This window comes from Pseudomonas sp. LBUM1669 (genome assembly GCF_059695705.1).
The window spans coordinates 1,584,689-1,610,170 of sequence record NZ_CP166784.1; the positions used below are offsets into that span (position 1 = coordinate 1,584,689).

Below are 25,482 nucleotides of genomic sequence, written 5' to 3' on the forward strand. Positions count from 1 at the left end.
GGTGAAACGGTCTATCACGGGCAAGCCTCGCGCCTACAGGAATGCATTCAACACTGTAGGGCGAAGCGTGCTCGCGATGACGCTGTTTCAGATGGCCAATGCATGTTGGTCCTGGACGTAGTGGTAACGCGGTCGGCTGGCGTGTTGCGCCGGTTTCAGGAAGCCCAGCAGTGCGTTGCGGCTGTCTCGGCAGGCAGCTTTGTGCTCCATGTCGAGAAAGTGGCCGGTGGCCTGAAGGGTGCTGAACGTGGCGTTTTGCACATGGTTGGCGAACAACCGGGCGCCATCGGCGGCGGTGTATTCGTCCCATTCGCCGTTCATGAATAGCACCGGCACGTTGATTTTTTCTGCGGCTTTGAGGAAGCACTGGCGATCACTGTGCAGCAGGTCGCTGATGTGGAAGTGCATCTGCCCGTATTCATGCTCGGCCAAGGAGCTTACGTGGCGATAGTTGAAGCGCTTGAACAGCGTTGGCAAGTGTTTGCCGATGGTGCTGTTTACCAAGTTGCCGACCCGATCCCCATCCCGACTGCCGAGGTAATCAATGCCGCGCTCTAGGTAATCGAGCATGTGCGCGTTGATCTCCGGGGAGAACGAGCTGATCACGGCTTTTTCGATGCGCCGTGGCTGGTGGGCCAGGGCGACCAGGGTCGCGGCGCCGCCCCAGGAAAACGACAGCACGTGTTCGGCGGAGAAGTGGTCGATCAACTCCAGGAGGATCTGCCCTTCGACTTCCTTGGTCAGCAATTTCTCATGCAGGTTGTGCGCTTTTGACTTGCCCGCGTAGGGCTGGTCGTAGCAGACCACATTGAACTGCGGATGAAGATTTTTCACGGTTTGTGCAAACGACGCAGTCGTGGCCATCGAGCCGTTGACCAGGATGATGGTCTTCTCTGCGGCGTCTGCGCGATAGAACTCCGTGTAAACCCGATACTGACCCTGTATATCCAGCACAGCGATTTCTGGCCTCATGTCATCAGACTCCAAGCAAGCGGGTATGCGCGCAAATGAGATTGCACGAGCTTTGTGACAGGTAGGCATACGCCTGAAATTTGGAGGCCCATGTCGATCCAGTGCAGTCCGGTCGACGGGTATTGTTATTGGCGGGCAGTCTGCCGGTCTGAGGCGGAACCTGAGGGTTCTCTAACCGGCAAAAAGTTTCTTAGAAGAATGTTGTGACTCGTCGGTCACATTTCGGCCGACGTCCTGATTCAAGCAGGGGTCACGTCTTCGCGCAAGTGTCATTCGTAAATTGTTCGACAACTTCTGCTGAGCGGTAGGCTGCTTAGATCAAATGGATCTCTTCGGTGCGCAATGCGCGGTACTCGCCCGGTTTTAGCGCGTTATCGAGCACCAGCGGGCCCATGCTTTCGCGGTGCAGGCTCAATACTTTGTTGTCGAAGTGGCCGAACATCCGCTTCACTTGGTGATACCGGCCTTCGATGATGCTCAGACGCGCCGCTTTCGGCCCGAGCACGATCAGTTCGGCCGGTTGTGTGGTGAGGTCTTCGAACGCGAAGTACAGACCTTCGGCAAATTTCAATGCGTATTGCGGGCCAATCTCCTGCTCGGTCTCGACGTAATAGACCTTGGGCAGTTTGGTCTGCGGTTGGGTCAGGCGCCGCGACCAGCTGCCGTCGTTGGTGATCAGCATCAAGCCGGTGGTGTTGAAATCCAGGCGACCGGCGATGTGCAGGTCATCGCGGTCCGGCTCATGGATCAGGTCGAGCACGGTCGGGTGCTCCGGGTCGCGGGTGGCGCTGACGCAGCCGGGCGGTTTGTGCAGCATGAAGTAGCGTGCAGGTTTACCGACCTGCAGGACTTCGTCATCGACCTCGACGCGGCTGAACTCGAGTACTTCGGCATGCGGGTCGCTGACGATTTTTCCGTCGACACGAACGCGCTTTTCCACCAGCAACAGGCGCACCTGCTTACGGTTGAAGCGCGGCAGGTTGCTGAGGAAACGGTCAACGCGCATGGCTGGGGATCAGTCGGAAAAGGGCCGCGTATCTTACGTGATCGGCCGGGCGGTTGCTTACAACTGCGCCTCGACCTCGGCGCAACGCGGGCACAGGCAGGATTTGTCGCGCAGTTCTGCCGGCAGCGCTTCGAGCACCGCCGGGTCGATACTGACGCCAAAGCACCAGCACGCCTGATCCACGGTGCGCGGGTCGGCCAGGGTGCAGGCGTTGGAGGCGCCGCAGGCGGGGCATTGTTCAGGCTTGTTCATGCAGGATTATTCATAAGGGGAGTGAGGCATTTCCACGCAGGTTCGGTTACGGCCGGCCTGTTTGGCCCGGTACATCGCATGATCGGCCCGAGACAGCAGGGTGTGCAAGGTTTCATCGACCTGCAAGGTGGTGAGGCCGATGCTGACTGTCAGCTGCAGTTCCTTGCCGTCGTAGGCATAACGCTGTTGCTCGACATGTTGACGAATTTTCTCGGCGATCATCAGACCGGTCTCACCGTCGGTGTCCTTGAGCAACACGATGAACTCTTCACCCCCCCAGCGGCAGACGATGTCGGAGTGCCGCAGGCAACTCTCCAGATCCCGCGCGAAGCCGATCAGCACCTGATCGCCGGCCAGGTGACCGTAGGTGTCGTTCAAGACCTTGAAGTGGTCCAGATCCAGCAATAACGCGGTCAGCGGCTTGGGCTCGCGCTCGGCTTCGAGCATGGCTTGCGCCGCCAAAAGGTCGAAACCACGACGATTCGGCAGTTCGGTCAGGCTGTCGAGCGTCGCTTGCGCCTGAATCTTGCCCTGGTAGCGCTTGATCACGCGGTTGAGCAAGGCCAGCACGATCAGCGTGACGAGCAGGCAGATCAGCAGGTTGAGGTACAGCGACTGGCGGATTTCGCTGAGGGCGCCGTCTTCGCGCTTGTCGACAAACAGGTACCAGTTCAGCTCGGGAATGAACCGCACGTTGAGGAAATGTCCCTGGCCGTGGACGGAATATTCGTAGCTGCCGCTGTGGGGTTTTGGCAGTTGGCTGACCAGGCCTTTCATGTTGTCGAGTTCGCCGAGTTTCTGGCCTATGCGCGCGCCTTGCGGGCCGCCCTCGGCGCCGGTCAACACCAGGCGGCCGAAGTTGTCGACGAAGTACACGCTGCGCTGGTAACGCTGCTGGTATTTGTCGATCAGCTTGATCACCGCATCGACCGTCAGCCCAACGCCGGCGGCGCCGATGAAACGGTTGTTGTAGTCGTAGACCTTGTAGTTGATGAAGAAGGTCTGGTTGTCCTTGTTGGCAAGGTCGGGGTCGACATTGATCTCGTAGGGATCGGCCATGTCGCGGACGCGGAAATACCAGGCATCGCGGGGTTCCGTGGACTTGACCTGTTTGAGGACGCCCTTGGCGTGGTAGTAGGTGAGGCTGGTGTTGGAGACAAAAAATGCCGTGTAGGCGCCGTAGTGGGTCATGACCTCGTTGAGGTAACGGGTCATTTTCTCGGGGTCTTGCTCGCCGTTTACCACCCAGTCCCGCATGAAGGTGTCGCGGGACATCATCGAGGAAATCAGGATCGGTCTGACGAGGTCTTTCTGGATTTCCGAGTAGACCGTGTCCGAGGTCAGCGGCAGCTCGGTGTTGACGATGCTGTCGCGGATGGAGGCTCGCGAGGCGTAGTAACTCAGGAAGGAGGTCGCGAGAAAGCCTGCGCCCAGCAACGCAATAAGCGTAAGGACCAACGAACGTTGCGAATACAGCGGCGAGCGAAGCGGCATGACGATCCCGTTGGCAGTGACCCGATGGCAGGCATTCTAATGGCACTGCGGGAAAATGACTGCTCTATGTGCAGCGCGAATGATGGCTCCCACGTCCCTCGAAGATTGTACCCAGACCTTGTGGGAGTGAGCCTGCTCGCGATGGCTGCAGCACATTCAAAATTGATGTCGACTGATGCACCGCCATCGCGAGCAGGCTCGCTCTCACAGGTTCTTGCCGTTAAACCAGGGATTGCAAATACGCACGCCATCCGCCTAGATGACTGATATTGGCGGCCCCCTCCAACCCGTACCCCTCACAAATAAACCCACTCTCCCAACGCCCGTCCGCCAGTTGCACCTTGCCCAACCCCAGCGGCGCCGGAATCCCGGTCAGAAACGAGCCCAACTCAGTGCTCGGCAACTCCCAAACCTCCACCGCGATCGCCACGCCACCATCCTTCACCCGCACCATCCCCGGACGAAACGGCGGGCCACCGGCCAACGCATACAGCTGATAGTCAGGCGAACTGCAAGTTGTCTCGACCAGCCGAGCCCCGCGCTTCCTCAATTGCCAGTTCAACGCCAACCCGTCCAGATGCGCGCCGCACACCACCAGTCGTGCGCGATCATGGCGAGCGACCGTCGTCGGTGCAGGCTCAGCCGAGCAGCGCTGCAAAGCATCCGCCACCCCCAACAAATACTGATCGGTAAACGCCCGGCCAAACACGGTCACACCCCACGGCAAACCGTTGCCCATGAAACCGCTGGGCACGGCGACAGCCGCGTAATCGAGCAGGTTCATGAAGTTGGTGTAGTAACCCAGTTCCGAATTACGCAGGACCGGTTCGGCGTCCAGTTCCGCCAACGTAACGGGGCGGCCAATGGTGGGGGTAACGACACAATCAAGATTTTCCAGCGCTTGATCGCACAGCGCTTTCAAGGCTTGCAGCCGATACTGGGCGCGGAATGTCTGCACGCCCGTCACCGCCGGTGCCTTGGCCAGTACCGCGCGAATCACCGGCAACACGGCTTCGGGATGTTGCTCCATCAACTCGCCGGCCACGCTGTATCGCTCGGCCACCCACGGCCCTTCATAGAGCAAACGCGCCGCTTCGAGGAACGGCGTCAGATCCAGTTCCACCTCTTCACCCCCCAATGCCTTGAGCCGATCGATGGCATCACCGAACAACAACGGGCCTTCAGGGCAGCCGAAGAATTCCAGGTCCTGCGCACGCGGTACGCCGAAACGGAAAGGACGCGGCGTGCCGAACGCCGAGCCGTCATTCCACAACGGGTTGCTGCGGCTGTATTCATCTCGCGGATCGAGGTGCGCCGTCAGCGCCAGCAACTGGCTGGCCTCCCGAGCCGTTGCGGTGAACGTCGTCACGCAATCGAGCGTGCGACAGGCCGGCACCACACCCGCCGTCGAGATCAGCCCTTTGGTGGCTTTCAATCCGACCAGATTGTTCAGTGCCGCTGGCACGCGCCCGGAACCCGCCGTGTCCGTACCCAATGAAAAACTCGCCACGCCCAGCGCCACCGCCAGCGAAGATCCAGCGCTGGAACCGCCCGACGGATACTCCGGCAATACGCTGTTCGGGCACGCGCCATCGGGCGAGCGGCTACCGTTCAGCCCGGTCGCGAACTGATCAAGATTGGTCTTGCCCAGCGGTATCGCGCCCAGCGCCAGCAACTGCTCGACGATGGTCGCCGAACGCTGCGGCACATAGGCAAACGCCGGGCACGCTGCCGTGGTCGGAATACCGGCCAGGTCGATATTGTCCTTGATCGCGAAGGGCACGCCGTACAGCGGCAGGCTCTCGAGGTCGCGACCGTCGAGTGCGGCGAGGTACGGTTCCAGTTCTTCAACACTGAGCAAATGGATGAACAGGTGATAATCCGGGTTGAGCGCTGCGCCTTTGTCACGCAGGCCCAGCAGCAATTGACGGGGCGTGATGTTGCCGATGCGATAAGCGTTGCGCAGGGCATCGAGTTGCAGATTGATGTTCATGGCGTTAATCCTTTTTCAAATGGGTTCAGTCGAGTTCCAGCACCACGACCCGCTGTCCAGCGCGCACCGCAGAACCCGGTTGCACGCGGACCTCGCGCACCACGCCGGCCATGGGCGCGAGCAGCGGAATTTCCATCTTCATCGACTCCAGAATCACCAGCACATCACCAGCGGCGACCCGACTGCCGGTCTCCACCTGAACCTGCCAGAGGTTGCCGGCGATGTGGCTGTCGACGCTCATTTCATTGCTGGCGAGCGGTGCGTCTTCGGTGGTTTCGGGGGCCGGTTCCTCGCTGTCGAAATGCGCCTGGCCGCTGGCGATCCAGCGCTCGCGCTCGGCGTTGAATGCGCCTTTTTGCTGATCGCGAAACGCGTCGATGGTCTCGGCCTCTTTCGTCAGGAAGGCCTGGTAATCCGCGAGGTTCAACTGGCTGTGTTCGATGTTCAATTCGAAGCGCCCGAGCGGGAAGTCCCGGCGGATGCGCAGCAGTTCCTCGGCGCTCACCGGGTAGAAGCGGATCTGGTCGAAAAAGCGTAGCAGCCACGGTTTGCCGTCGAACGCAGCGACTTCGCGATAACGGTTCCACATCTGCAACGTGCGACCGACAAACTGATAACCGCCAGGGCCTTCCATGCCGTACACGCACATGTAGGCGCCACCGATGCCCACCGAGTTTTCCGCAGTCCAGGTGCGGGCCGGGTTGTACTTGGTGGTGACCAGGCGATGGCGCGGATCGAGCGGGGTGGCGACGGGTGCGCCGAGGTAAACGTCGCCCAGGCCCATCACCAGGTAGCTGGCGTCGAACACCGTGCGTTGCACTTCGTCGAGGTTCGGCAGGTCATTGATGCGGCGGATGAACTCCAGATTACTCGGGCACCACGGTGCGTCCTTGCGCACGGTGGTCATGTATTTCTCGATCGCCAACTGACAGGCCGGGTCGTCCCAGGACAGCGGCAAATGCACGATGCGCGACGGCACTTGCAAGTCTTTGGCGGCGCACACGGCGTCCCATTCACCGGCGACAATGCCGAGCAGATCGGCCAGCGGCAGTTGCTCGGGTTGATAGTGGATTTGCAGCGAGCGGATGCCCGGGGTGAGGTCGATGACACCGTGCAGGGTTTTGCTTTCCAAGGCTTGCATCAGGGCGTGAGCGCGGAAGCGCAGGACCAGGTCCAGCTCGGGTGCTCCGATTTCCAGCAGCAGGTGAGTATCCCCCGATAACCTCGCAACCAGACGCGTATCGTCCTGACCCAAATCCAACACCACAGGCGACACAACCCCTTGTAGGAGTGAGCCTGCTCGCGATAGCGGTGTGTCATTCACATCAATGTTGGCTGTACTGTCGCCATCGCGAGCAGGCTCACTCCTACAGGGGGAATTCCATTTCAAGGCGAGTGTGCGGGCGGTTTTTAGATCGACGGGGAGAAACTGGACTTTGTCTCCGGCCTTCAGTTGCCCAAGCTGCCAAAGGTCCGCTTCAATCACCGTCACCGGGCAGACAAACCCGCCCAGGCTCGGACCATCAGGCCCCAGGATCACCGGCATGTCCCCGGTGAAATCCACCGCGCCGATGGCATACGGATTGTCATGAATGTTCGACGGATGCAGCCCGGCTTCACCCCCGTCGGCACGCACCCATTCCGGCTTCGGCCCGATCAATCGCACGCCGGTGCGGCTGGAGTTGAAATGCACTTCCCACTGGGTCGCGAAGAAGGTGCCGATGTAGTTTTCGGTGAAATACTCCGGAGCGCCATGCGGGCCATAGATCACCCGAATTTGCCGCACGACAGGTAACTCGGTGACGTGGTCCACTTGCTGACCGACGCTACGATCAATCAAAGCAGGGACGTGCAACACATCACCCGCCCGCAACGCACGACCGCCATGCCCACCAAACTGTCCAAGGGTGAACGTACTTTTGCTGCCCAGATAATCCGGCACCAGCAAGCCGCCGCGCAGGCACAGATAGCTGCGAGCGCCGGCACCGGCAATTGTGCCGAGGCTTAACGTGGCTCCAGCCGGAATCATCAGCGCCGTGTTCATCGGCACTGTTTCGCCGTTGAGCATCAATGGAATCACCGCGCCGGTCACCGCCACCACGGCATCGCAGTTGAAGCGCAGCAACGGCCCGCTCATGGTGATTTCCAGCGCCGCGGCGCCTTCGTCATTCCCCAGCAAAAGATTGCCCAGCCGCAACGCGCGACTGTCCATCGGCCCTGATGGCGGCACGCCCACTGCCCAGTAACCGAGACGGCCGGGATAGTCCTGAACGCTGGTCTGAGTCCCGGCGCTGAGCACTTCAAAGGTGTTGGCCTGATAGGCCAGACCTTCCAGGCAACGGGTCCACGGCTGGCCGCTGGCGAACGGCGCATCGAGCAGAATTTGCCGCAGGTAATCGCGGTTGGTTTCCACGCCATAGAGCAGACTTTCACTCAACGCTTGATGCAAATCGGCACGCGCTTCTTCACGGGTCGGAGCCCACCTGATGACCTTGGCGATCATCGGGTCGAAGTACGGCGGGATCTCGCAACCGGCCTCGACCCAGGTGTCGATGCGCAGGTGTTTGCCATCGGCGACAGGGAAGTTCACGGCGGTCAGCAAGCCTGGGCTCGGCTGAAAATCGCGGCCCGGATCTTCGGCGTAGAGCCGTGCCTGAATGGCATGACCTCTGGCGTTCAAGCCCTTGCTCAACGCACCCAAGGGCGGCAAGTCACCGGCCGCCAGTTCTACCATCCAGCGCACCAGGTCCACGCCCCACACTTGTTCGGTGACACCGTGCTCCACCTGCAATCGGGTGTTCACTTCCAAGAAGTAGAAGCGCTGATCTTCGCTGTCGAAGACGAATTCCACGGTACCGGCGCTGCGGTAGTTGACTGCTTTCGCCAGTTTGATCGCCGCCGCGCAGAGCGCTTCGGCCATGCCGTCGGGCAGGTTCGGCGCCGGGGTTTCTTCTAGGACTTTCTGGTTGCGGCGCTGCACCGAGCAGTCGCGCACGCCGAGGGCGATGACTTCGCCGCGACCGTCGCCGAACACCTGGACTTCCAGATGACGGGCGCGCTGGATGTACTTCTCGATGAACACCCCAGCGTCGCTGAAGTTGTTCTGGCCGAGGCGTTTAACCGCTTCGAAGGATTCGCTCAACTCGGCTGCGCTGCGGCACACGCGCATGCCAATGCCACCGCCGCCCGCAGTGCTTTTGAGCATCACCGGGTAGCCGACCTGTTCACCGGCAATCAGAGCCGCGTCGAGGCTGTCGAGCAGTTCGGTGCCTTCGAGCATCGGTACGCCGTGTTGCTTGGCCAGGGCGCGCGCGGTGTGCTTGAGGCCGAACACGCGCAGTTGCTCCGGCGTCGGGCCGATGAAGGCGATGTCGGCGGCTTCGCAGGCTTCAGCGAATGCGGCGTTTTCCGAGAGAAAACCGTAGCCGGGATGGATCGCCGTGGCGCCAGTGGCTTTGGCGATGGCAAGGATTTTATCGACGGCCAGATAAGTACCGGCGGCTGCGCCGTCACCGAGGCTGTGGGCTTCATCGGCCTGCAAGATGTGCAAACTGGCAGCATCCGCTTCGGAGTAAACGGCAACGCCCTTGACCTGCACGTCACGCAGAGTGCGCAGGATGCGGCAGGCAATGGCGCCACGGTTGGCAATCAGGACTTTTTCGAACATGGCATAACCCCCGGAGGCGATAGCGCATCAGCCTCGACCTGGGATGCGGGCCGTCCCGCAGTTTTTCGATAGGCGCCGGGGTCGTCCCCGACAGCAAAAACACTTCACTCAAACCCACCACACAACCCCTGTGGGAGCGGGCTTGCTCGCGAAGGCGGCGTGTCAGTCGACATCAATTTTGAATGTGACGGCCTCTTCGCGAGCAAGCCCGCTCCCACAGGGGGATTAGTGGTGTTCCGGAGGTTTGAGGCACTGGCCTGAACGCGCCTGGCACAAGGCGAACAACCATTTACGCAACCGCACGAATTTCAGTTCCATACCAAAAGCTCCGCAGGGGTCGGGTTGTAGGCGTTGCATGGGTTGTTCAGTTGTGGGCAGTTGGAGATCAGCACGATCACGTCCATCTCCGCCCGCAGGTCGACGTATTTGCCCGGTGCCGAAATGCCGTCTTCAAACGTCAGCCCGCCGTCGGCGGTGACCGGCACGTTCATGAAGAAGTTGATGTTCGGCCCGATGTCGCCCTTGCCCAGTCGCCCGTCGTGGACGCAGGCCCGCAGGTAGTTGTCGCGGCAGCTGTGCATGTAGCGTTTTTCCAAGGCGTAGCGCACGGTGTTGCTCTCTTGCGCGCAGGCGCCGCCAAGGGTGTCGTGGCGACCGCAGGTGTCGGCGACGATGGTCAGCATCGGTTTACCGAGGTTGGAATAGAGCACGCTGCCGGTGCTCAGGTAGACGCTGTTCTGCCGACGCAACGTGCGTTGCACGTCATAGCGCTCCTTCGGGTTGGCGACGCTGTAGAACAAGGTATCGACGGCCTGATTGCCTTCCAGGTCGAGGATGCGCAGGGTCTGGCCGGCCTTGACCTCCATTAACCAGGGTTCGCCGGCGGCGATGGTGGCGCGATACACCGCGTTTTCAGGCTGCTGGTGTGTGGTTGCGACGGCGAGTGACATGGCAGCGATCCTCAGGCGAACAAACGGTCGGTGTTGATGAAGCCGCGCTCGTTTTCCGGGCGCGAGGTGCGGCAGTGTTCGGCGACGCGGGCGTCGGCGTTCATCCAGCTCAACTTCAATGGTTTCGGTGCGTAGTCCGGCGACGGGTCCATCGGATGTTGCAAGGCGGTGAGCACCACCAGCGTGTCCATCGGCGCGTACAACTCGATATAGTCGCCGGCTTTCGAGTTGCCTTCGACAAAGTGGAAACGCCCGGTCTCATCGACGTTCACGCGGCTGAACAGGTTGAGGGTCATCAGCAGATCCGACAGGCCCAACCCCCACTTGCCCAGTTCCACTAACAGGTTGTCGGTGCCGTTGCGGAAGAAGCCGTTGCGCAGTTCCTGATAGCGGCCGGCGCCGTATTTTTCCGCGACTTCTTCAGCGCAGAGCACACCGCCGAGGCTGTCGCTCCAGCCGCAAGTGTCGGCGGTGATCGCCGCCAGCACGCGGCCCATGTCCGAGTACAGGCAATGGCCGCTGGTGAGTTTGGCGGTGTGTTGGCATTTGAGGCTGTCGGGCAGGTTCAGGCGTTCGGTTTTTTCATTGGCGTTGAGCAGCGTCAGGCTGACGTTGGCGCCCCCGCGCAGGTCAGTCAGGCGCAGCAATTGGCCGCGTTTCAACACGAACGAACGGTGCCCGCCGCCGGGGAGCATTTCTTCGGCGAAGGGTGGGAACAGTTGAGTCGAATCAGTCATTTCAAAATTCCTCTAAGCGATACGAAGCGTGCCCGCCAGCGCAGCCGGCAAGGCATCGACGGCGGCGCGGTTGACGCGGCGGTCGCTGTTCAAAGGGATGTCGTAAGTGATGCGCGCGCCATAGGCGCCGGGGGCGTGCGGGTCGACGCGGACCTTGTCGAACACCAGCAGGCGGGTGCCGAGGCTGAAGCCTTCGGACAAGTCGTGGGTGACCATGAACACCGTCAGTTGCGTCTCGCGCCACAGCTCCAGCAGCAAGGCGTGCATGTCCTTGCGGATGCCTGGATCGAGGGCGCCGAACGGTTCGTCGAGCAGCAACACGCGAGGTTTCATGATCAGCGCCTGGGCGATGGCCAGCCGTTGTTGCATGCCGCCGGACAGCTGCGCCGGGTACTTGTCCAGCGAGTGGCCGAGGCCGACTTTGTGTAGCAGCACCGAGGCCTGTTCGCGGGCGTCTTTTTTGGCGCTGCCGAACAGGCGCCCGAGCAAGGGCGAGCGTGGCAGTTCCAGGCCTAGCGCCACGTTGTCCAGCACGGTTAAATGCGGGAATACCGAGTAGCGCTGGAACACCACGCCACGGCTGGCATCCGGTTCGCCGGCCAGCGCCTGACCGTCGAGCAGAATCTCGCCGCGACTGGTGCGTTCCTGGCCTAGCAGTAGCCGAAGGAAGGTCGATTTTCCGCAACCCGACGCACCGACCAAGGTGCAGAACTCACCTTCGTTGACAGTCAGGTTCAGCCCTTCGAGCACCACCTGATCAGCATATTGCTGCCAGACGTTTTTTACCGTGATGAAACTCATGCCCGCGCTCCTTCATACCAGGGGAACGCGCGTTGGGTCAGGCGCTTGAGGCCCCAATCCATCAGCCAGGCGAGCAGGGTGATCCACACCACGTAGGGCAGGATCACGTCCATCGCCAGGTAGCGCCGCACCAGGAAAATCCGGTAGCCGAGGCCGTCGGTCGACGCGATGGCTTCGGCGGCGATCAGGAACAACCACGCCGAACCGAGCATCAACCGCAACGAGATCAGCAGGCGCGGCAGCAATTGCGGCAGCACCACGCGCAGCATCAACGTCCAGGTTGAAGCGCCGAGGGTCTGGGCCTTGATCAGCAGCTCGACCGGAATTTCCCGGGCGCGCTGTTCCAGATCGCGAGCCAGACACGGGGTGATGCCGATCACGATCAACATCACTTTCGACAATTCCCCCAGCCCGAAGACGATGAACAGAATCGGCAGGATTGCCAGTGGCGGCACCATCGACAGCACCGTCAGCAACGGTGACAACGGTGCGCCGAACAGCGGCAACGTCCCGGCGGCGATGCCCAGGCACAGCCCGGCCAGCGCACTGATGCCGAGGCCGATGGCCAGGCGGCGCAGGCTTGATGCGGTGTCTTGCCACAACAGGTATTCACCGGTGCGGGTGTCGGCAGTGAAAGCCAGGCGTTTGACTGCGTCGGCCATCTGCACGGCGCTCGGCAGCAGCTTGTCGTTGGGGTTGTCCGTCAGCCGTTCGGCTGAGCCCATGAAGTAGGCGAACAGCACCAGGGCGAACGGCAGGATCACCAACAGCAGGCGACTCGGGCGATCCGGGTGGCGATTGATCAGGCGCATGGCCAGGTCCTCCGGTTTACAGCTTGGCGTCAGCGGCCATCTGCACGTAGGTCGGGTCGAAGCGCAGCTTGAGGTTGGTCTTGTCGCCGCTGGTCACGCCATTGGCGAAGGCCATGCCGACGGCGCTGGTGTCTTTGGCGCCTTCACCCAGCAAGCCGTGCTGGAACGAAAACTCGGCGACCTTGCGCATGGTTTCCGGCAATTGCTTGCTGGTGGAGAAGTCCAGGGCTTCCTTGGGCGTGGCGAACAATTTGGTGGTGTCGAGTTGCGACTGGAAGCCGGCCAGGTCGGTGCCCGAAGCTTTGGCCATGTGTTCGAGTGCGACCTTGCTGGCGGCATTTTTCGCGTTCATCAACTCGACCACTTCGAACCAGGCACCGGTCAGCGCTTTACCCAGGGCCGGGTTGTCTTTGAGGGTGGCGCTGTTGACCACCATCATGTCCATGATTTCGCCGGGGATCTGGCTGGAGTTGAAGACTTCGGTCACCGCAGGCTTGGCCTTGATGTCTGAAAGCATCGGGTTCCAGGTGGTGACTGCGTTGACCTGATCGGTGTTGAAGGCGGCCGAGATGTCGGCATCGGAAGTGTTGACCACTTTGAGGTCTTTCTCGGTGAGGTCGACCGAATCCAGTGCGCGGGCCAGTAGGTAGTGGGACACCGAGAGTTCGACCAGATTGACGTCCATGCCCTTGAGGTCGGTGACCTTCTTGCCTTCGCCCTTGAGCACGATGCCGTCGTTGCCATTGGAGAAGTCGCTGACGATCAGCGCGGTGCTGTCGACGCCGCCGGCTGCCGGAATGGTCAGTGCGTCCATGTTGGTCATGGTGCAGCCGTCAAACTGGCCGGCGGTGTACTGGTTGATGGATTCGACGTAGTCGTTGAGCTGCACCACATCAATCTTGATGCCGTACTTCTTCGCCCATTTGTCGACGATGCCTTGGCTGCCGGCGTATTCCCACGGCATCCAACCGGCGTAGATGGTCCAGCAAACGCTGAAGTGGTCTTTTTGTGCAGCCTGGGATGAGACGCTCACGAGGGCTGCGAAAGCAGCGGCGAGCAGGGCGGGTAAACGAAGCTTGAGCATGGGTGGTTCTCCAGTTGATCAAGGGCGGGCAGGAGTCAACGCGGCACCGCGAACGGTGGCTTGTCTCCCGGGCTTTTGTCCCGCCGTGTAACCTCAACTGGAGGTCGCCAACTCTCGGACCAGCCACTCGCCTTAGCGAGCCGGAACCCTAGTCAGCCATTGCAAATTGTGGTGCCGCGAACCTTGTGATGACTCCTGCACGGGTTTGCTAAAGCGAGAGCCGTGCCAAGTTAGCTTGAGGGCTCTAGGGTGGGGGATTGCGCGATGAGCGCTTGGGGCAGGCGAGGCTGTGTTGCCTTGTGATGGTGCGCAGGTGCACCGCTATGGGACGTCGTGGCCGCTGATCTGAAGGTCCGCCCCTCTCGGCACTCACCCCGGCATTGCCAGTCAAATGGGTGTCAGCCGGCCTGTTCCGGCTGTGGGTCTTTCAGGAGGCCGCCATGTTTCGTCGACTGTTGTTCGGTATGGTTCTCGGTCTTGGGCTGTCCGGCTGCTATTACTACGCCGGTGGTTACGATGTGTATTCCGCGCCTTATTACTACCCCGGCTATTCACCCTATTCCTACTATTACGGCCCGCGTTACTGCTACGGCCCGCGCTTCTATGGTGGCTATCGCTACTACTATTGGGGCGGGCACGGGCCACGTCATTACGGCGGTGGATATCGCCATGGCCACCATTAATCAGCGGGTGAATAGATGAAAAACCTTTCATCGGCGACTTGTTTCAATCTGTTTCAGAGACGCACCAGATTTGGAAAACGATGTCTGATCTTTCGACAGTCACCGAATAATTGACTGTCGCCTGCCAGCGTCGCTGGTATGGCTCACTCGCGGTCCAGGAGGCCGCCATGCTCTGTCGAAAACAGCCCCACCGAATTCTTCTGATTGCAGTATTGGGATTGTCTCTTGGTGCGTGCGTGCCCTATTCCGATGGAGGAGGCAGCTACTACAGTTCCGAGGTCTATACCTCGCCAGCGCCCACCTATTATGCCGGTGGCGGACCTTACTATTCAGGTGGCGGCGGTTATTACACGCAGCCACGCCGGTACTACGCGCCACCAGCGCGGTATTACCAGCCAACGCCGCGGTATTACCACCAGCCGCGGGTTTATCAACCGGCACCTCGTTATTACCAGTCGCAGCGGGGCGACTACCGGGCGCATGGTTGGGACGGCCGTAACCGTGGCGGCTGGAACAACGACTACCGTGGTCATGGCGGACGCAACAATCACGGTGGGCGAGGGGACCATAACGGTCGCGGTGATCACGATGGCCGAGGTGGCCATCGTTAATATGAGCTAATGCAATACCAGTGTGGGAGCGAGCAAGCCCGCTCCCACATTTTTTTAGTATTCCGACAGATCGGCCAACGGATGCCGGCCTTCCCAGACCTTGTGGAAGTGTGCTTCCACCACCGCATCCGGCACATTATTGATGTCAGGCCAATGCCAATGAGGTTTCTGATCCTTGTCGATCAACCGCGCCCGAACCCCCTCGCTGAACTCCGGATGACGGCAGCAGTTGAGGCTCATCGTGTATTCCATCTGAAAGACCTCGGCCAGCGACATGTGCCGGGCGCGGGCGATCTGTTCCCACACCAGATGAGCGGTCAGGGGCGAACCTTCGGTCATGGTCTTCGCCGCTCGACTTAACAGCAGGTCCGTATGGTCACGCAGAGGGCTGATGGCTTTCCAGGCGCAGCGCACATCGCTGACATCCAGTAGCTCATCGATCTGCTGGCGTCGAGGCAGCCATTGCGCTTCGGGCATTTGCGCGACGGCTTCCTGCTGCAAGGCCTTGAGCAGACTGTTGAGCTGCATTGGCGTCTGTTCCTGCCAATTCAATTGCAGCAAGCCTTCGATCAGCTCTTCTTGCTGCTCATCGAGCAGGAAACGGTCGGCCAGGTCCAGGTCGATCGCATCACGACCGTTCATGTGTGCACCGGTCAGCCCCAGGAACAACCCGAGCTTGCCAGGCAGGCGTGACAGGAACCAACTGGCGCCAACGTCCGGGTACAGACCGATACTGATTTCCGGCATTGCCAGGCGGCTGCTCGGCGTGACAATCCGGATGCTTGCCCCTTGCAGCAGCCCCATGCCACCGCCCAGCACATAACCATGGCCCCAGCAGATCAGCGGTTTGGGGTACGTGTGCAGATTGAAGTCCAGGCGATATTCCGCTGCAAAGAAATGTGCGGCCAAGGGCGGTACTTCCCCCGGATGAGCGCGACAGGCTTCGACCAGGCTGCGCACTTCGCCGCCGGCGCAGAAGGCCTTGGCGCCGTTACCGCGCAGCAAAACGCAGACGATTTGCGGATCTTTGGCCCAGGCGTCCATCTGATCGCGCAGGGCGTTGATCATGGGCAGGGAGAGGGCGTTGAGCGATTTTTCGGCATCCAGGCTGGCAATGCCGATGCGCGCGCCGTCGGTGCCGGTGAGTTCTTCGAAGTGCAGATTCATCGTGACCTCGATCGGGAAATTGAGCGTTCAGTATGATCGCTGTACAGGAAAGTGCCGGATCTGCGTCAGATCAATTGACAAGCGTGGTGGGCTTTCCTAGGGTTCGCCCCATTGTTTTTGCCGGATGTAACCATGACTGCTGACGACCGTATCAAACTCGAACCAAGCTGGAAGGAGGCGCTACGTGCCGAATTCGACCAGCCCTACATGGAAGAGTTGCGCAACTTCCTGCAACAGGAGCGCGCGGCGGGCAAGGAAATCTATCCTCCGGGGCCGATGATTTTCAACGCACTTAACTCCACGCCGCTGGACAAGGTCAAGGTCGTCATCCTTGGCCAGGACCCGTATCACGGGCCGGGACAGGCCCACGGGTTGTGCTTCTCGGTGCAACCGGGCGTACCGGCGCCGCCGTCGCTGGTGAACATCTATAAAGAGTTGAAACGCGACCTGAACATCGACATCCCCAATCACGGCTACCTGCAGAGCTGGGCCGAGCAGGGCGTGTTGATGCTCAATACCACCATGACGGTCGAGCGCGCCAACGCCAATGCGCACAAGGACAAGGGCTGGCAGTTTTTCACGGATCGGATCATTGAAGTGGTCAGCCAGCAGCAACCGCATCTGGTGTTCATGCTGTGGGGCGCGCATGCACAGAGCAAGCAGAAACTCATCGATGCCACCAAGCACCTGGTGCTGACGTCGGTGCACCCATCACCGCTGTCCGCCTATCGCGGTTTTCTGGGATGCGGGCATTTCAGCCGGACCAACAAGTTTCTTGAGCAGAATGGCGAAACGCCGATCGAGTGGCGGTTGCCGCCAGTCTAAAAGCTTCGCGGGCAAGCCTCGCTCCTACAGGTCCTGCGCGAATTTGTAGGAGCGAGGCTTGCCCGCGAAGAAGGCGACTCGGTCCTCAGTCTGACTCAGGCACCCGATTCCAATACCTGAACAACGGCTCCGCCAGAAACAGCACAAACAACAACCGCATCACCTGCATCGCCGTCACCAGCGGCACGGACAATTGCAGTGTCTCTGCCGTCAGGCTCATCTCTGCAATGCCGCCGGGCATCATGCCCAACGTCAGCGAACGCAGGTCCAGATGGGTCAGCGCACTCAATCCCAGTGCCGCCGCCGTGGCGATCAACATGGTCAGCACCGTCCCGATCAAAGTCCGGCCCATGAATGAAGGTGCCCGACGGAAAAACTGCCGATTGAAGTGACAGCCCAACCCGCTGCCGATCAGCCATTGGCCGATCTGACTGCCGCCATTGGGCAAACCGATGTGCAAATCCCAACCAATGCTCACCGCTGCACTCACCAGCAACGGCCCGAACAGCCATGGATTGGGTTGACGAAGATGTTCCCAAATCCAGGCCGCCAAAGCGCCCGCAGGGAACAGCAGGGCCAACAGCCACCAATTGACGACGGTTGGATGCAGGACCGGTGCACCGTAACCCAACAAATACTTGAAGGCCGCCGGCACACACAGCACCACCACCAACACCCGCAAACTTTGCCCCGCCGCCACGCGACTGAGTACCGCACCGTTGCGCGCGCCGAGGTTGACCATCTCCCCGGAGCCGCCCGGCATGCTGGAAAAGAACGCGGTGGCGCGATCCTCCCCGGTGCGCCGCATCAGCCAGACCCCGACGACGGCGGACAGGCTGGTGATCAACGCACCGAAGAAGATCAGACCGAAGTGACTCAACACCTGCTCCATCACCACTGGGGTGAAGTGCAGGCCGATACCGATACCGACGACCCACTGGCCGCACTTGCGCCCGCCAGGGATTTCCGCCAACTGCCAGGGTGTCAGGCAGCGCACCAGGATGATCGCCAGCAACGAGCCGACCATCCACGGCAGCGGCCAGCCGACCAAACTGGCGAGGTAACCGCCCAGCGCACCGACCAGCGGCGTACCCCACCAGGCTTTGAAGGGTGTTCGATCAGACATCGGCGATTGCGCGCCGGGCGACCGAACGTTTGCGCCAGATCCGCAGGATCGGCATCAGCAGCATGATCGCGGTCAGCACCCAGCAGCCGAAGGTGATCGGACTGGACCAGAGGATCTCCAGCGCACCGTTGGAGATCGACAGGGCGCGACGCAGGTTCTGCTCCATCAAACCGCCTAGGATGAAGCCCAGCAATACCGGCGACAACGGGAAGTCCAGCTTGCGCAGGATGTAACCGAAGATACCGATGCCGATCATCAGAAACAGGTCGAAGGTGGTGGCGTGTACCGCGTAGACGCCGATCCCGGTAATGATCGCGATCACCGGCACCAGCGCCCAGTTCGGCACGGCGAGGATGCGGGTGAAGATTCGGATCATTGGGATGTTGAGGATCACCAGCATGACGTTGGCGACGAACAACGAGGCGATCAGGCCCCAGACGATGTCAGGTTGTTGCTGGAACAACAGCGGGCCGGGGGTGATGTTATACAGCGACAGCGCGCCGATCATCACCGCTGTGGTCCCCGAACCTGGAACGCCGAGAGTCAGCATGGGCACCAGCGCGCCGCAGGCCGCGCCACCGATGGCGGTTTCCGGCGCAGCGAGGCCGCGCATGTCACCCTGGCCGAACGTGCCTTTGGCGCCGGCGATGCGTTTTTCGGTCATGTAGGCCACGGCGCTGGCGAGGGTCGCGCCCGCACCCGGCAACACGCCCATGATGAAGCCCAGAAGGCCGCAACGGATGTTCACCGCGAACACCGCCGAGGCTTCCTTGAAGTTGAACATCATGCGCCCGGTGGCTTTTACCGCTTCCTGGCCACGATGAGTTTTTTCCAGCAGCAGAAGGATTTCACTGATGGAGAACAAGCCCAGTACCAGCACAACGAACTGAATGCCGTCCGTCAAATGGATGTTATCCCCGGTGAAACGATACACGCCGCTGTTGGCATCGATCCCGACGGTCGATAGAAACAAACCGATCAGCGCGGCGATAAACGTCTTAAGTGGTCGGTCGCCGGCCATGCCGCCGAGACAGACAACCGCAAACACCATCAGCACGAAGTATTCCGCGGGTCCGAAGGCAATCGCCCATTTCGCCAGCAGCGGGGCGAACAGCACCATGCCGCAAGTCGCGATGAACGCACCGATGAACGAGCTCCACGCCGACAGCGACAGCGCTACACCGGCCAGGCCTTTGCGGGCCATCGGGTAGCCGTCAAGCGTGGTCATGACGGTGGAAGCTTCGCCCGGGATGTTCAGCAGGATCGAGCTGATCCGGCCGCCGTATTCGCAGCCCAGATAGACCGCCGCCAACAGGATCAGGGCCGACTCCGGTGGCAGGCCGAGGGCGAACGCGATCGGGATCAACAACGCCACGCCATTGATCGGGCCCAGGCCGGGTAACAGGCCGACAACGGTACCGATCAGTGTGCCGCAGAGCGCGGTCACCAGGTTGTACGGGGTCAGCGCGACGCCGAAGCCCTGACCCAAATAGCCAAGAGTATCCATATCAGTTCTCCAGAACGTCGAGTACGCCCAAGGGCAGTGGCACGTCCATCAACTTGTCGAACAGCAGGTAAAGACCAATGGCCATCAGGCTGATGATCACCGCGCTCGGTAGCCAGCGGCCGCCATACAGGCGAGCCATGGGGACGCCGATCAGGATGCTGGCGACGATGAAACCAAGGGGTTCGAAGGTGCCGGCGAACACCAGCAACAGCACCACACAGATACCGATCTTGATCAGCGTTTCACGGTCCAGTTTTGGGTCGTCTTCGCTGTGGATGATCGGAGTCGGGCGAAACACCATGTACAGCAAGCCAAGACCCATCAGGCCGAGCATCAACAATGGAAAGGCGCGTGGCCCCACCGGTTCGTAGGAAAAAGCCGCCTGGTACGGCCAGGCCATCAGCGCCAGGCCAATACAGGCCAGCAACAGCACCGAAGCAAAAATGCGTTGTAAGAGCATGGGAAACTCCTGTGCCACGGCCCCGCAAATCGAGGGCCGCAGCCGCTAGACAGAGGCGATCACTGGATCAGGCCGAACTCTTTGGCCAGCACTTTGTAGTCGGCAACCTGCTTCTTCACGTAGGTGTCCAGCTCCGGGCCGGTCATGGCGAACGGGAAGAGCTCACGCTGATCGCGCAGCTTGGCGAAGTCTTCGGACGCCAGCAGTTTGTCGAAGGCCTCTTTCCACCAGGCGTAGTCTTCGTCGCTGACCTTTGGCCCGAGGTAGAAACCGCGAACCACTGGCCAGACGATGTCGTAGCCTTGCTCTTTGGCGGTCGGGATGTCTTTCATTTCCGGCTCGTCCAGACGCTTCTCGGAGAACACGGCGAGCAAGCGCATGTCACCGCTCTGGATGTGCGGCATGGAGTCGGAGATGTCGGTGCTGCCGACCTGGATATGGCCGCCGAGCAGGGCGGTGGCGATTTCACCGCCGCCTTCAAGGGCGACGTAACGCAGGTCGCGCGGGTTGATCCCGGCGGCCTTGGCGATCAGTGCCGTTTGCATCCAGTCCTGGCTGCCAACGGTGCCGCCGGAACCGATCACCACTTTGCTTGGATCTTTCTTCAGTGCTTGAACGAGATCGTCGAGGGTCTTGTAAGGCGAATCGCTTTTTACCGCGATGGCGCCATAGCTGGTGCCTACGGCCGCGAGCCAGCGAACATTGGTTTCATCGAAGCGACCGAACTTGCCCTGGGCCAGGTTCAGCAGCGAACCGCTGGACCACGCCACCAAGGTGCCGGCATCGGCCGGACGTTGAGCAACCACCGCGTTGTACGCCACCGCGCCGACACCGCCGGGCATGTAGGTCACGCGCATTGGCTTGGTCAGCAGTTTTTCGTTCACCAGCGCGCTTTGCGCCAGTTTGCAGGTCAGGTCGAAACCGCCGCCTGGCGAGGCTGGGGCAATGCATTCCGGGCGTTTTGGTTCGGCCATCAATTGGCCGGCGAACAGCATGCAGCTGGCGGCGAGGGCGAAACGGCGCAGTGATTGATTCATTTTTGTCTCCACGGGAGTTTTTGTTTTTGGGGATGTTTCAGGTGCGGCGATTTCGCGTCGTGCAGCCGGTAGGGGCGCTGACAAGCGTGAACGAAGGGGATTGAAAAAACGGGTGGGACGGGCAAACCTGAAGCTGTCTGGCCAGCATGGTGCAGTACCTCGTTATTGTTCTTATTGGCGAAAATGCATCAAGGCATTTTTCGGGAGCTACATTTCAAAGCACGATCGGGTGGTCCGCAGTCGAAACCATCCGTGGGTCGACTCTAACGGGCCAACCTTTCACTAACCTTTCAGTTGGCTTTCACAGTTTTCAGGCTTCACAGCGGCGAATGCGACTGTAAACTCCGCGCCAAAGAATGGCGTCGACCATCCCTGAATGAGGTAAAAATCCATGCGTGTTCTGCTCGTCGAAGACCATCTGCAGCTCGCCGAAAGCGTCGCCCAGGCGCTCAAGAGCACCGGGCTGACCGTGGACGTGCTGCACGACGGCGTGGCGGCCGACCTGGCCTTGAGCAGCGAGGAGTACGCCATGGCGATCCTCGATGTCGGCCTGCCGCGCATGGATGGTTTCGAAGTGCTGGCGCGCCTGCGGGCCCGGGGCAAAAACCTGCCGGTGCTGATGCTGACCGCGCGCAGCGACGTCAAGGATCGGGTGCACGGGCTCAACCTTGGCGCCGACGATTACCTGGCCAAACCTTTCGAACTGACCGAACTCGAAGCGCGGGTCAAAGCCTTGTTGCGGCGCAGCGTGTTGGGCGGTGAACGTCAGCAGCGCTGCGGCGTGTTGGCCTATGACCTGGATACTCGGCGCTTCACCCTCGGTGAGGAATTGCTGACCCTGACCTCTCGCGAGCAGGCGGTCCTCGAAGCATTGATCGCCCGACCCGGTCGGGTGATGAGCAAAGAGCAACTGGCCGCTCAGGTGTTTGGCCTCGATGAAGAAGCCAGCCCGGATGCCATCGAAATCTATGTCCACCGCTTGCGCAAGAAGCTCGACGGCCAACCGGTCGCCATCGTGACCTTCCGCGGCCTCGGCTATTTGCTGGAAAGCCGCGATGCATAAGCCCAGCAGCCTGCGCTGGCGGTTGTTGTGGAACCTCGCGCTGTTGTTGGTGGTGTTGATGCTGGCCAGCGGTTTGAGCGCGTACTGGAATGGTCGCGAAGCCGCTGATACGGCTTATGACCGGACCCTGCTGGCGTCGGCGCGGACCATCGCCGCCGGCGTGTCCCAGCGCGATGGCAGCCTCAGCGCCGACGTGCCTTACGTGGCCCTCGATACGTTCGCCTACGACAGCGCCGGGCGGATTTTTTACCTGGTCAACGACATCAATCAGAAGCTGATTTCCGGTTACGAAAACCTCCCGCCGCCGCCCCCGGGAACGCCACGTACCGATGACTATCCGGCACTGGCACGCTTCTATAACGCCCAATACCGTGGGCAGAATGTGCGCGTGGTGAGCCTGCTCAAGCCGGTGAGCGAGCCGAACATGAATGGCATGGCGGAAATCCGTGTGGCAGAAACCGACGAGGCTCGGGTCGCGATGGCTCGCAGTCTGGCGGCGGACACGTTGCTGCGTTTGGGCATGTTGGCCATCGGAGCGTTGCTGATGGTGTGGTTTACGGTCAGCGCGGCGCTGCGTCCGCTGGAGCGCTTGCGCACGGCGGTGGAAGAGCGTCAGCCGGATGATTTGCGGCCATTGCCACTGGTGGAAGTGCAGCATGAATTGTGGCCGCTGGTGCGCGCGCTCAATCACTTTACCGAGCGACTGCGCGGGCAGTTCGAGCGGCAGGCGCAGTTTATCGCCGATGCCGCCCATGAACTGCGCACGCCGTTGGCGGCGCTCAAAGCGCGACTTGAGCTGGGCCTGCGTTCAAACGAACCGCAAACCTGGCGCAGCACCCTGGAAACCGCTGCTCAAGGCACGGATCGCCTGACCCACCTGGCCAATCAATTGCTTTCGCTGGCGCGGGTAGAGAACGGGGCCCGGGCGATTGCCGAGGGCGGTGCGCAGTTGTTGGACTTGAGTCAGTTGGCGCGCGAGCTGGGCATGGCCATGGCGCCGTTGGCCCATGCCCGCGGCGTCGCCTTGGCGCTGGAAGCGGACGAACCGGTGTGGCTGCGTGGCGAGCCGACGCTGTTGAATGAGCTGCTGAGTAATCTGGTGGATAACGCCCTCGCTCACACGCCGTCGGGGGGCAATGTGATTCTGCGGGTCACGGCGCCGGCGGTCCTGGAGGTCGAGGACGACGGGCCGGGGATTCCCTTTGATGAGCGGGATCGGGTGTTCGAGCGCTTTTATCGGCGCAACCAGCAAGTGGCAGGGTCCGGGCTGGGGTTGGCGATTGTCGGTGAGATTTGTCGCGCGCACCTGGCGCAGATCAGCCTGCACGATGGCGAGTCGGCGGGGTTGAAAGTGCGGGTGAGTTTTATTGCGGGGGAGTGAAACACATTACCTGTGGCAATCCGACAAGCCCCCTCGCCACAATGATCAATAAAACATCGACCGCGATTCTTCCAGATCCCGGCACATCGCCTCATTCTCCGGGTCGATCCCCAGTTTCTTGAACGCCGGCACGCTGAACGCATCGATACGGGCCAGCGGGTGATCGGTGTCCTTGTGGCAATACAGGCTGGCCACCTGAACCAAATCGACATAATCGACCCGCTCGGACTGGCGTGTGAAATCCAGGTACAACCCCGGCAACTGCACCAGCATTTCCGGAAATTCCCAGACCCTGAGCAGCTTGTCGCCGATCAAGGGATGAATGCGATCGATGACATGGTTGAGGCTGACCGGGTCAGACAGCAACTCATAATGGTCTTCGGCGTAGGTCAGGATCGGCAGTACGCCAATCTGATGCACCAGTCCGCCAAGGGCTGCCTGATCAGGCTTGAGTTGCGTGTAACTGCGGCACAGCGCATAGCTGACCCCGGCGATTTCCAGGCTTTTACGCCAGACATCGCGCATTTTCTGCGCCACCACTTCAGAGCGGGCGTGGAAAATCTGCTCCATCACCAGGCCGATCGCCAGATTACTGCTGTAGTTGACGCCCAGCCGGGTGATCGCCGTGTGCAGGTCAGTCACTTCCTGAGTCGCGCGCAGCAGCGGGCTATTGACCACTTTGATCAGGCGCGCCGACAACGCCGTATCACGGCCGATCACTTTACTCAGGGCGCTGACACTGACTTCCGGGTCTTCAGCGGCCTTGCGAATCTGCAGGGCCACTTCCGGTAACGTTGGCAGAACCAGGTCATCGTTATCGATGGCCTCAACCAAATCCTGTTGGACCTTATCCGCCAGATCGCTCATTTCTTTTCTCTAGGGTGTTGCAACAAGTGCTGCGGTTAACGCTGGATTTCGCGATCGCGATCCAGTTGATAAGGCAGGTCGAGCAGGTGCAGGGCCGGCCCTTCGAGGGCCCCCAGGTGAATATCGCCACCTTCTGCTGCTTCGGCTTGCAGCACGGCCAGGAGTTCAATGTTTTGCCCGGCGCTGGCGGCCAGCACCACTTCGCCGATAGAACTGCCATGGGACGGGGAAAACAGTTGCGTGCCGGGTTCGGGCAATTCGCTGGCATCCAGTGTCAGGCGATACAAGCGACGCTTGAGTTTGCCCAGGTACTGCATGCGCGCGACGATTTCCTGGCCGGTGTAGCAACCCTTTTTGAAGCTCACTCCACCGACGGCTTGCAGATTGAGCATCTGCGGGATGAACAGCTCGCGGGTGCTCGGCATGACCTGGCCGATCCCTGCGCGGATCTGGCCCAGCAGCCATTGATTCAGAGTGCCTTCGGTCAACAGGGCGGAGAGCTTGCCCTTGGTGACGTCGGCCTGATTGGCAGCGACCCACAGTTCCGCGCGGTCCGGCGAGACGCGAATGGCGATCAGACCTTCAAGACGCACGACGCTGTCGGTGTCTGCCGGCAGCTCAAGACCCAGGCTGCTCAGTGCGGCATCGCCATGATCGAGGCCGAAGCGGACCCAGGCGGCGCTTTCATCGGTCAGTTTGGACTTGGAGAACACGGCGTACTTTTTCAGGTCCGCCAATTGTGGCTCGAGCAGTTCGGTGGCCATCGCCATCAGCACGCCGTCACCTTCCAGCACAATGCGAAAGCTCGATTGCATCCGGCCTTTCTGCGTGCAGCGGGCGCCAAGACTGGCCTGGGTATCGCTCAGGTAATTGAGGTTGCAGGTCAATTGGCCTTGCAGGAATTTGCTGGCGTCCGCGCCGCGGACTGCAAGAACGCTTTCATGGGACAGGGTGCAGAAAAAAGCAGAATCGGCCATGGGTCATCGC

Annotated in this window: 23 protein-coding genes and 1 riboswitch; of the genes, 5 read left to right on the forward strand and 18 right to left on the reverse strand. The window is 60.8% G+C overall.

What is annotated here, in order from left to right; genetic code table 11:
- Positions 1–87: 87 nt before the first annotated feature.
- The 11 genes from ACA051_RS07285 to ACA051_RS07335 form a co-directional block, all read right to left on the reverse strand.
- On the reverse strand, positions 88–972 hold the full coding sequence (locus ACA051_RS07285) for an alpha/beta fold hydrolase (RefSeq protein WP_497374141.1): 885 nt from the start codon (positions 970–972) through the stop codon (positions 88–90).
- Between the two features lie 313 nt (positions 973–1,285).
- Positions 1,286–1,978 (reverse strand): pseudouridine synthase, encoded by a 693-nt coding sequence (locus ACA051_RS07290; RefSeq protein WP_497308880.1) that lies wholly within the window; start codon positions 1,976–1,978, stop codon positions 1,286–1,288.
- A 57-nt stretch (positions 1,979–2,035) separates the two neighbouring features.
- Entirely contained in the window at positions 2,036–2,230 is a 195-nt protein-coding gene (locus tag ACA051_RS07295; RefSeq protein WP_497374143.1) for a cysteine-rich CWC family protein, read from the reverse strand.
- A gap of 6 nt (positions 2,231–2,236) precedes the next feature.
- Positions 2,237–3,724 carry a sensor domain-containing diguanylate cyclase gene (locus ACA051_RS07300; RefSeq protein ID WP_497374145.1) on the reverse strand — a complete coding sequence of 496 codons (1,488 nt, stop codon included), beginning with the start codon at positions 3,722–3,724 and terminating at the stop codon, positions 2,237–2,239.
- Between the two features lie 220 nt (positions 3,725–3,944).
- On the reverse strand, positions 3,945–5,717 hold the full coding sequence (gene atzF, locus ACA051_RS07305) for an allophanate hydrolase (RefSeq protein ID WP_497374147.1): 1,773 nt from the start codon (positions 5,715–5,717) through the stop codon (positions 3,945–3,947).
- 25 nt (positions 5,718–5,742) lie between these two features.
- The gene (uca, locus tag ACA051_RS07310; protein ID WP_497374149.1) at positions 5,743–9,384 is read right to left on the reverse strand and encodes an urea carboxylase; all 3,642 of its coding nucleotides are present in this window, start codon (positions 9,382–9,384) and stop codon (positions 5,743–5,745) included.
- A 308-nt stretch (positions 9,385–9,692) separates the two neighbouring features.
- Positions 9,693–10,334, reverse strand: coding sequence for an urea amidolyase associated protein UAAP2 (locus ACA051_RS07315; protein ID WP_497308890.1), 642 nt, complete (start codon positions 10,332–10,334; stop codon positions 9,693–9,695).
- Between the two features lie 11 nt (positions 10,335–10,345).
- Positions 10,346–11,071, reverse strand: a complete 726-nt coding sequence (locus ACA051_RS07320) for an urea amidolyase associated protein UAAP1 (protein WP_497374151.1) — start codon at positions 11,069–11,071, stop codon at positions 10,346–10,348.
- 12 nt (positions 11,072–11,083) lie between these two features.
- The gene (locus ACA051_RS07325; protein WP_497308894.1) at positions 11,084–11,872 is read right to left on the reverse strand and encodes an ABC transporter ATP-binding protein; all 789 of its coding nucleotides are present in this window, start codon (positions 11,870–11,872) and stop codon (positions 11,084–11,086) included.
- Positions 11,869–12,684 carry an ABC transporter permease gene (locus ACA051_RS07330; protein ID WP_497308896.1) on the reverse strand — a complete coding sequence of 272 codons (816 nt, stop codon included), beginning with the start codon at positions 12,682–12,684 and terminating at the stop codon, positions 11,869–11,871. The genes ACA051_RS07325 and ACA051_RS07330 overlap by 4 nt, the downstream gene beginning before the upstream one ends.
- A gap of 16 nt (positions 12,685–12,700) precedes the next feature.
- Complete coding sequence (locus ACA051_RS07335; RefSeq protein WP_497308898.1) at positions 12,701–13,768, reverse strand: putative urea ABC transporter substrate-binding protein; 1,068 nt, start codon at positions 13,766–13,768, stop codon at positions 12,701–12,703.
- Positions 13,769–13,830: 62 nt separating this feature from the next.
- Positions 13,831–13,931, reverse strand: a riboswitch (guanidine-I (ykkC/yxkD leader).
- A 277-nt stretch (positions 13,932–14,208) separates the two neighbouring features.
- Between ACA051_RS07335 and ACA051_RS07340 the strand changes: the two genes are divergently transcribed.
- Together ACA051_RS07340 and ACA051_RS07345 are read left to right on the forward strand one after the other, a co-directional pair.
- Entirely contained in the window at positions 14,209–14,451 is a 243-nt protein-coding gene (locus ACA051_RS07340) for a hypothetical protein (protein WP_497374153.1), read from the forward strand.
- A gap of 167 nt (positions 14,452–14,618) precedes the next feature.
- Positions 14,619–15,062, forward strand: coding sequence for a hypothetical protein (locus ACA051_RS07345; protein ID WP_497374155.1), 444 nt, complete (start codon positions 14,619–14,621; stop codon positions 15,060–15,062).
- A 54-nt stretch (positions 15,063–15,116) separates the two neighbouring features.
- Here ACA051_RS07345 and dspII read toward each other — a convergent pair whose 3' ends face one another.
- The gene (dspII, locus tag ACA051_RS07350; protein ID WP_497308904.1) at positions 15,117–16,229 is read right to left on the reverse strand and encodes an enoyl-CoA hydratase/isomerase DspII; all 1,113 of its coding nucleotides are present in this window, start codon (positions 16,227–16,229) and stop codon (positions 15,117–15,119) included.
- Positions 16,230–16,361: 132 nt separating this feature from the next.
- On the opposite strand from dspII, the gene ung reads away from it, so the two are divergent.
- Positions 16,362–17,054: a uracil-DNA glycosylase gene (gene ung / locus ACA051_RS07355; protein ID WP_497308906.1), complete on the forward strand. Its 693-nt coding sequence runs from the start codon at positions 16,362–16,364 to the stop codon at positions 17,052–17,054.
- A gap of 85 nt (positions 17,055–17,139) precedes the next feature.
- Here ung and ACA051_RS07360 read toward each other — a convergent pair whose 3' ends face one another.
- The 4 genes from ACA051_RS07360 to ACA051_RS07375 are packed head-to-tail and all read right to left on the reverse strand — an operon-like array spanning position 17,140 to position 21,184.
- Positions 17,140–18,180 (reverse strand): AbrB family transcriptional regulator, encoded by a 1,041-nt coding sequence (locus ACA051_RS07360; RefSeq protein WP_497308908.1) that lies wholly within the window; start codon positions 18,178–18,180, stop codon positions 17,140–17,142.
- Complete coding sequence (locus ACA051_RS07365; protein WP_497374157.1) at positions 18,173–19,687, reverse strand: tripartite tricarboxylate transporter permease; 1,515 nt, start codon at positions 19,685–19,687, stop codon at positions 18,173–18,175. The genes ACA051_RS07360 and ACA051_RS07365 overlap by 8 nt, the downstream gene beginning before the upstream one ends.
- 1 nt (position 19,688) lies before the next feature.
- Complete coding sequence (locus ACA051_RS07370; protein ID WP_497374159.1) at positions 19,689–20,147, reverse strand: tripartite tricarboxylate transporter TctB family protein; 459 nt, start codon at positions 20,145–20,147, stop codon at positions 19,689–19,691.
- A 59-nt stretch (positions 20,148–20,206) separates the two neighbouring features.
- Positions 20,207–21,184 (reverse strand): Bug family tripartite tricarboxylate transporter substrate binding protein, encoded by a 978-nt coding sequence (locus tag ACA051_RS07375; RefSeq protein WP_497308914.1) that lies wholly within the window; start codon positions 21,182–21,184, stop codon positions 20,207–20,209.
- Between the two features lie 391 nt (positions 21,185–21,575).
- Here ACA051_RS07375 and ACA051_RS07380 point away from each other — a divergent pair, with 391 nt between their 5' ends.
- Both ACA051_RS07380 and ACA051_RS07385 read left to right on the forward strand, forming a co-directional pair.
- A complete protein-coding gene (locus tag ACA051_RS07380; RefSeq protein WP_007941432.1) occupies positions 21,576–22,247 on the forward strand; it encodes a response regulator in 672 nt (223 codons plus the stop codon).
- Positions 22,240–23,628, forward strand: coding sequence for a sensor histidine kinase (locus ACA051_RS07385; protein ID WP_497308916.1), 1,389 nt, complete (start codon positions 22,240–22,242; stop codon positions 23,626–23,628). Before ACA051_RS07380 ends, ACA051_RS07385 begins: the two co-directional genes overlap by 8 nt.
- 45 nt (positions 23,629–23,673) lie before the next feature.
- Here the strand turns inward: ACA051_RS07385 and ACA051_RS07390 are convergent, their stop codons facing one another.
- Both ACA051_RS07390 and ygfZ read right to left on the reverse strand, forming a co-directional pair.
- A complete protein-coding gene (locus ACA051_RS07390) occupies positions 23,674–24,495 on the reverse strand; it encodes an HDOD domain-containing protein (RefSeq protein ID WP_497308918.1) in 822 nt (273 codons plus the stop codon).
- Positions 24,496–24,530: 35 nt separating this feature from the next.
- Positions 24,531–25,472 carry a CAF17-like 4Fe-4S cluster assembly/insertion protein YgfZ gene (gene ygfZ, locus ACA051_RS07395; protein WP_497374161.1) on the reverse strand — a complete coding sequence of 314 codons (942 nt, stop codon included), beginning with the start codon at positions 25,470–25,472 and terminating at the stop codon, positions 24,531–24,533.
- Between the last annotated feature and the right edge of the window lie 10 nt (positions 25,473–25,482).

Bases quoted from the DNA above. Each gene is read 5' to 3' on its own strand.
- ACA051_RS07285 (WP_497374141.1), bottom strand. From the start codon at position 972: ATGAGGCCAGAAATCGCTGTGCTGGATATACAGGGTCAGTATCGGGTT.
- ACA051_RS07290 (WP_497308880.1), bottom strand. From the start codon at position 1,978: ATGCGCGTTGACCGTTTCCTCAGCAACCTGCCGCGCTTCAACCGTAAG.
- ACA051_RS07295 (WP_497374143.1), bottom strand. From the start codon at position 2,230: ATGAACAAGCCTGAACAATGCCCCGCCTGCGGCGCCTCCAACGCCTGC.
- ACA051_RS07300 (WP_497374145.1), bottom strand. From the start codon at position 3,724: ATGCCGCTTCGCTCGCCGCTGTATTCGCAACGTTCGTTGGTCCTTACG.
- atzF (WP_497374147.1), bottom strand. From the start codon at position 5,717: ATGAACATCAATCTGCAACTCGATGCCCTGCGCAACGCTTATCGCATC.
- uca (WP_497374149.1), bottom strand. From the start codon at position 9,384: ATGTTCGAAAAAGTCCTGATTGCCAACCGTGGCGCCATTGCCTGCCGC.
- ACA051_RS07315 (WP_497308890.1), bottom strand. From the start codon at position 10,334: ATGTCACTCGCCGTCGCAACCACACACCAGCAGCCTGAAAACGCGGTG.
- ACA051_RS07320 (WP_497374151.1), bottom strand. From the start codon at position 11,071: ATGACTGATTCGACTCAACTGTTCCCACCCTTCGCCGAAGAAATGCTC.
- ACA051_RS07325 (WP_497308894.1), bottom strand. From the start codon at position 11,872: ATGAGTTTCATCACGGTAAAAAACGTCTGGCAGCAATATGCTGATCAG.
- ACA051_RS07330 (WP_497308896.1), bottom strand. From the start codon at position 12,684: ATGCGCCTGATCAATCGCCACCCGGATCGCCCGAGTCGCCTGCTGTTG.
- ACA051_RS07335 (WP_497308898.1), bottom strand. From the start codon at position 13,768: ATGCTCAAGCTTCGTTTACCCGCCCTGCTCGCCGCTGCTTTCGCAGCC.
- ACA051_RS07340 (WP_497374153.1), top strand. From the start codon at position 14,209: ATGTTTCGTCGACTGTTGTTCGGTATGGTTCTCGGTCTTGGGCTGTCC.
- ACA051_RS07345 (WP_497374155.1), top strand. From the start codon at position 14,619: ATGCTCTGTCGAAAACAGCCCCACCGAATTCTTCTGATTGCAGTATTG.
- dspII (WP_497308904.1), bottom strand. From the start codon at position 16,229: ATGAATCTGCACTTCGAAGAACTCACCGGCACCGACGGCGCGCGCATC.
- ung (WP_497308906.1), top strand. From the start codon at position 16,362: ATGACTGCTGACGACCGTATCAAACTCGAACCAAGCTGGAAGGAGGCG.
- ACA051_RS07360 (WP_497308908.1), bottom strand. From the start codon at position 18,180: ATGTCTGATCGAACACCCTTCAAAGCCTGGTGGGGTACGCCGCTGGTC.
- ACA051_RS07365 (WP_497374157.1), bottom strand. From the start codon at position 19,687: ATGGATACTCTTGGCTATTTGGGTCAGGGCTTCGGCGTCGCGCTGACC.
- ACA051_RS07370 (WP_497374159.1), bottom strand. From the start codon at position 20,147: ATGCTCTTACAACGCATTTTTGCTTCGGTGCTGTTGCTGGCCTGTATT.
- ACA051_RS07375 (WP_497308914.1), bottom strand. From the start codon at position 21,184: ATGAATCAATCACTGCGCCGTTTCGCCCTCGCCGCCAGCTGCATGCTG.
- ACA051_RS07380 (WP_007941432.1), top strand. From the start codon at position 21,576: ATGCGTGTTCTGCTCGTCGAAGACCATCTGCAGCTCGCCGAAAGCGTC.
- ACA051_RS07385 (WP_497308916.1), top strand. From the start codon at position 22,240: ATGCATAAGCCCAGCAGCCTGCGCTGGCGGTTGTTGTGGAACCTCGCG.
- ACA051_RS07390 (WP_497308918.1), bottom strand. From the start codon at position 24,495: ATGAGCGATCTGGCGGATAAGGTCCAACAGGATTTGGTTGAGGCCATC.
- ygfZ (WP_497374161.1), bottom strand. From the start codon at position 25,472: ATGGCCGATTCTGCTTTTTTCTGCACCCTGTCCCATGAAAGCGTTCTT.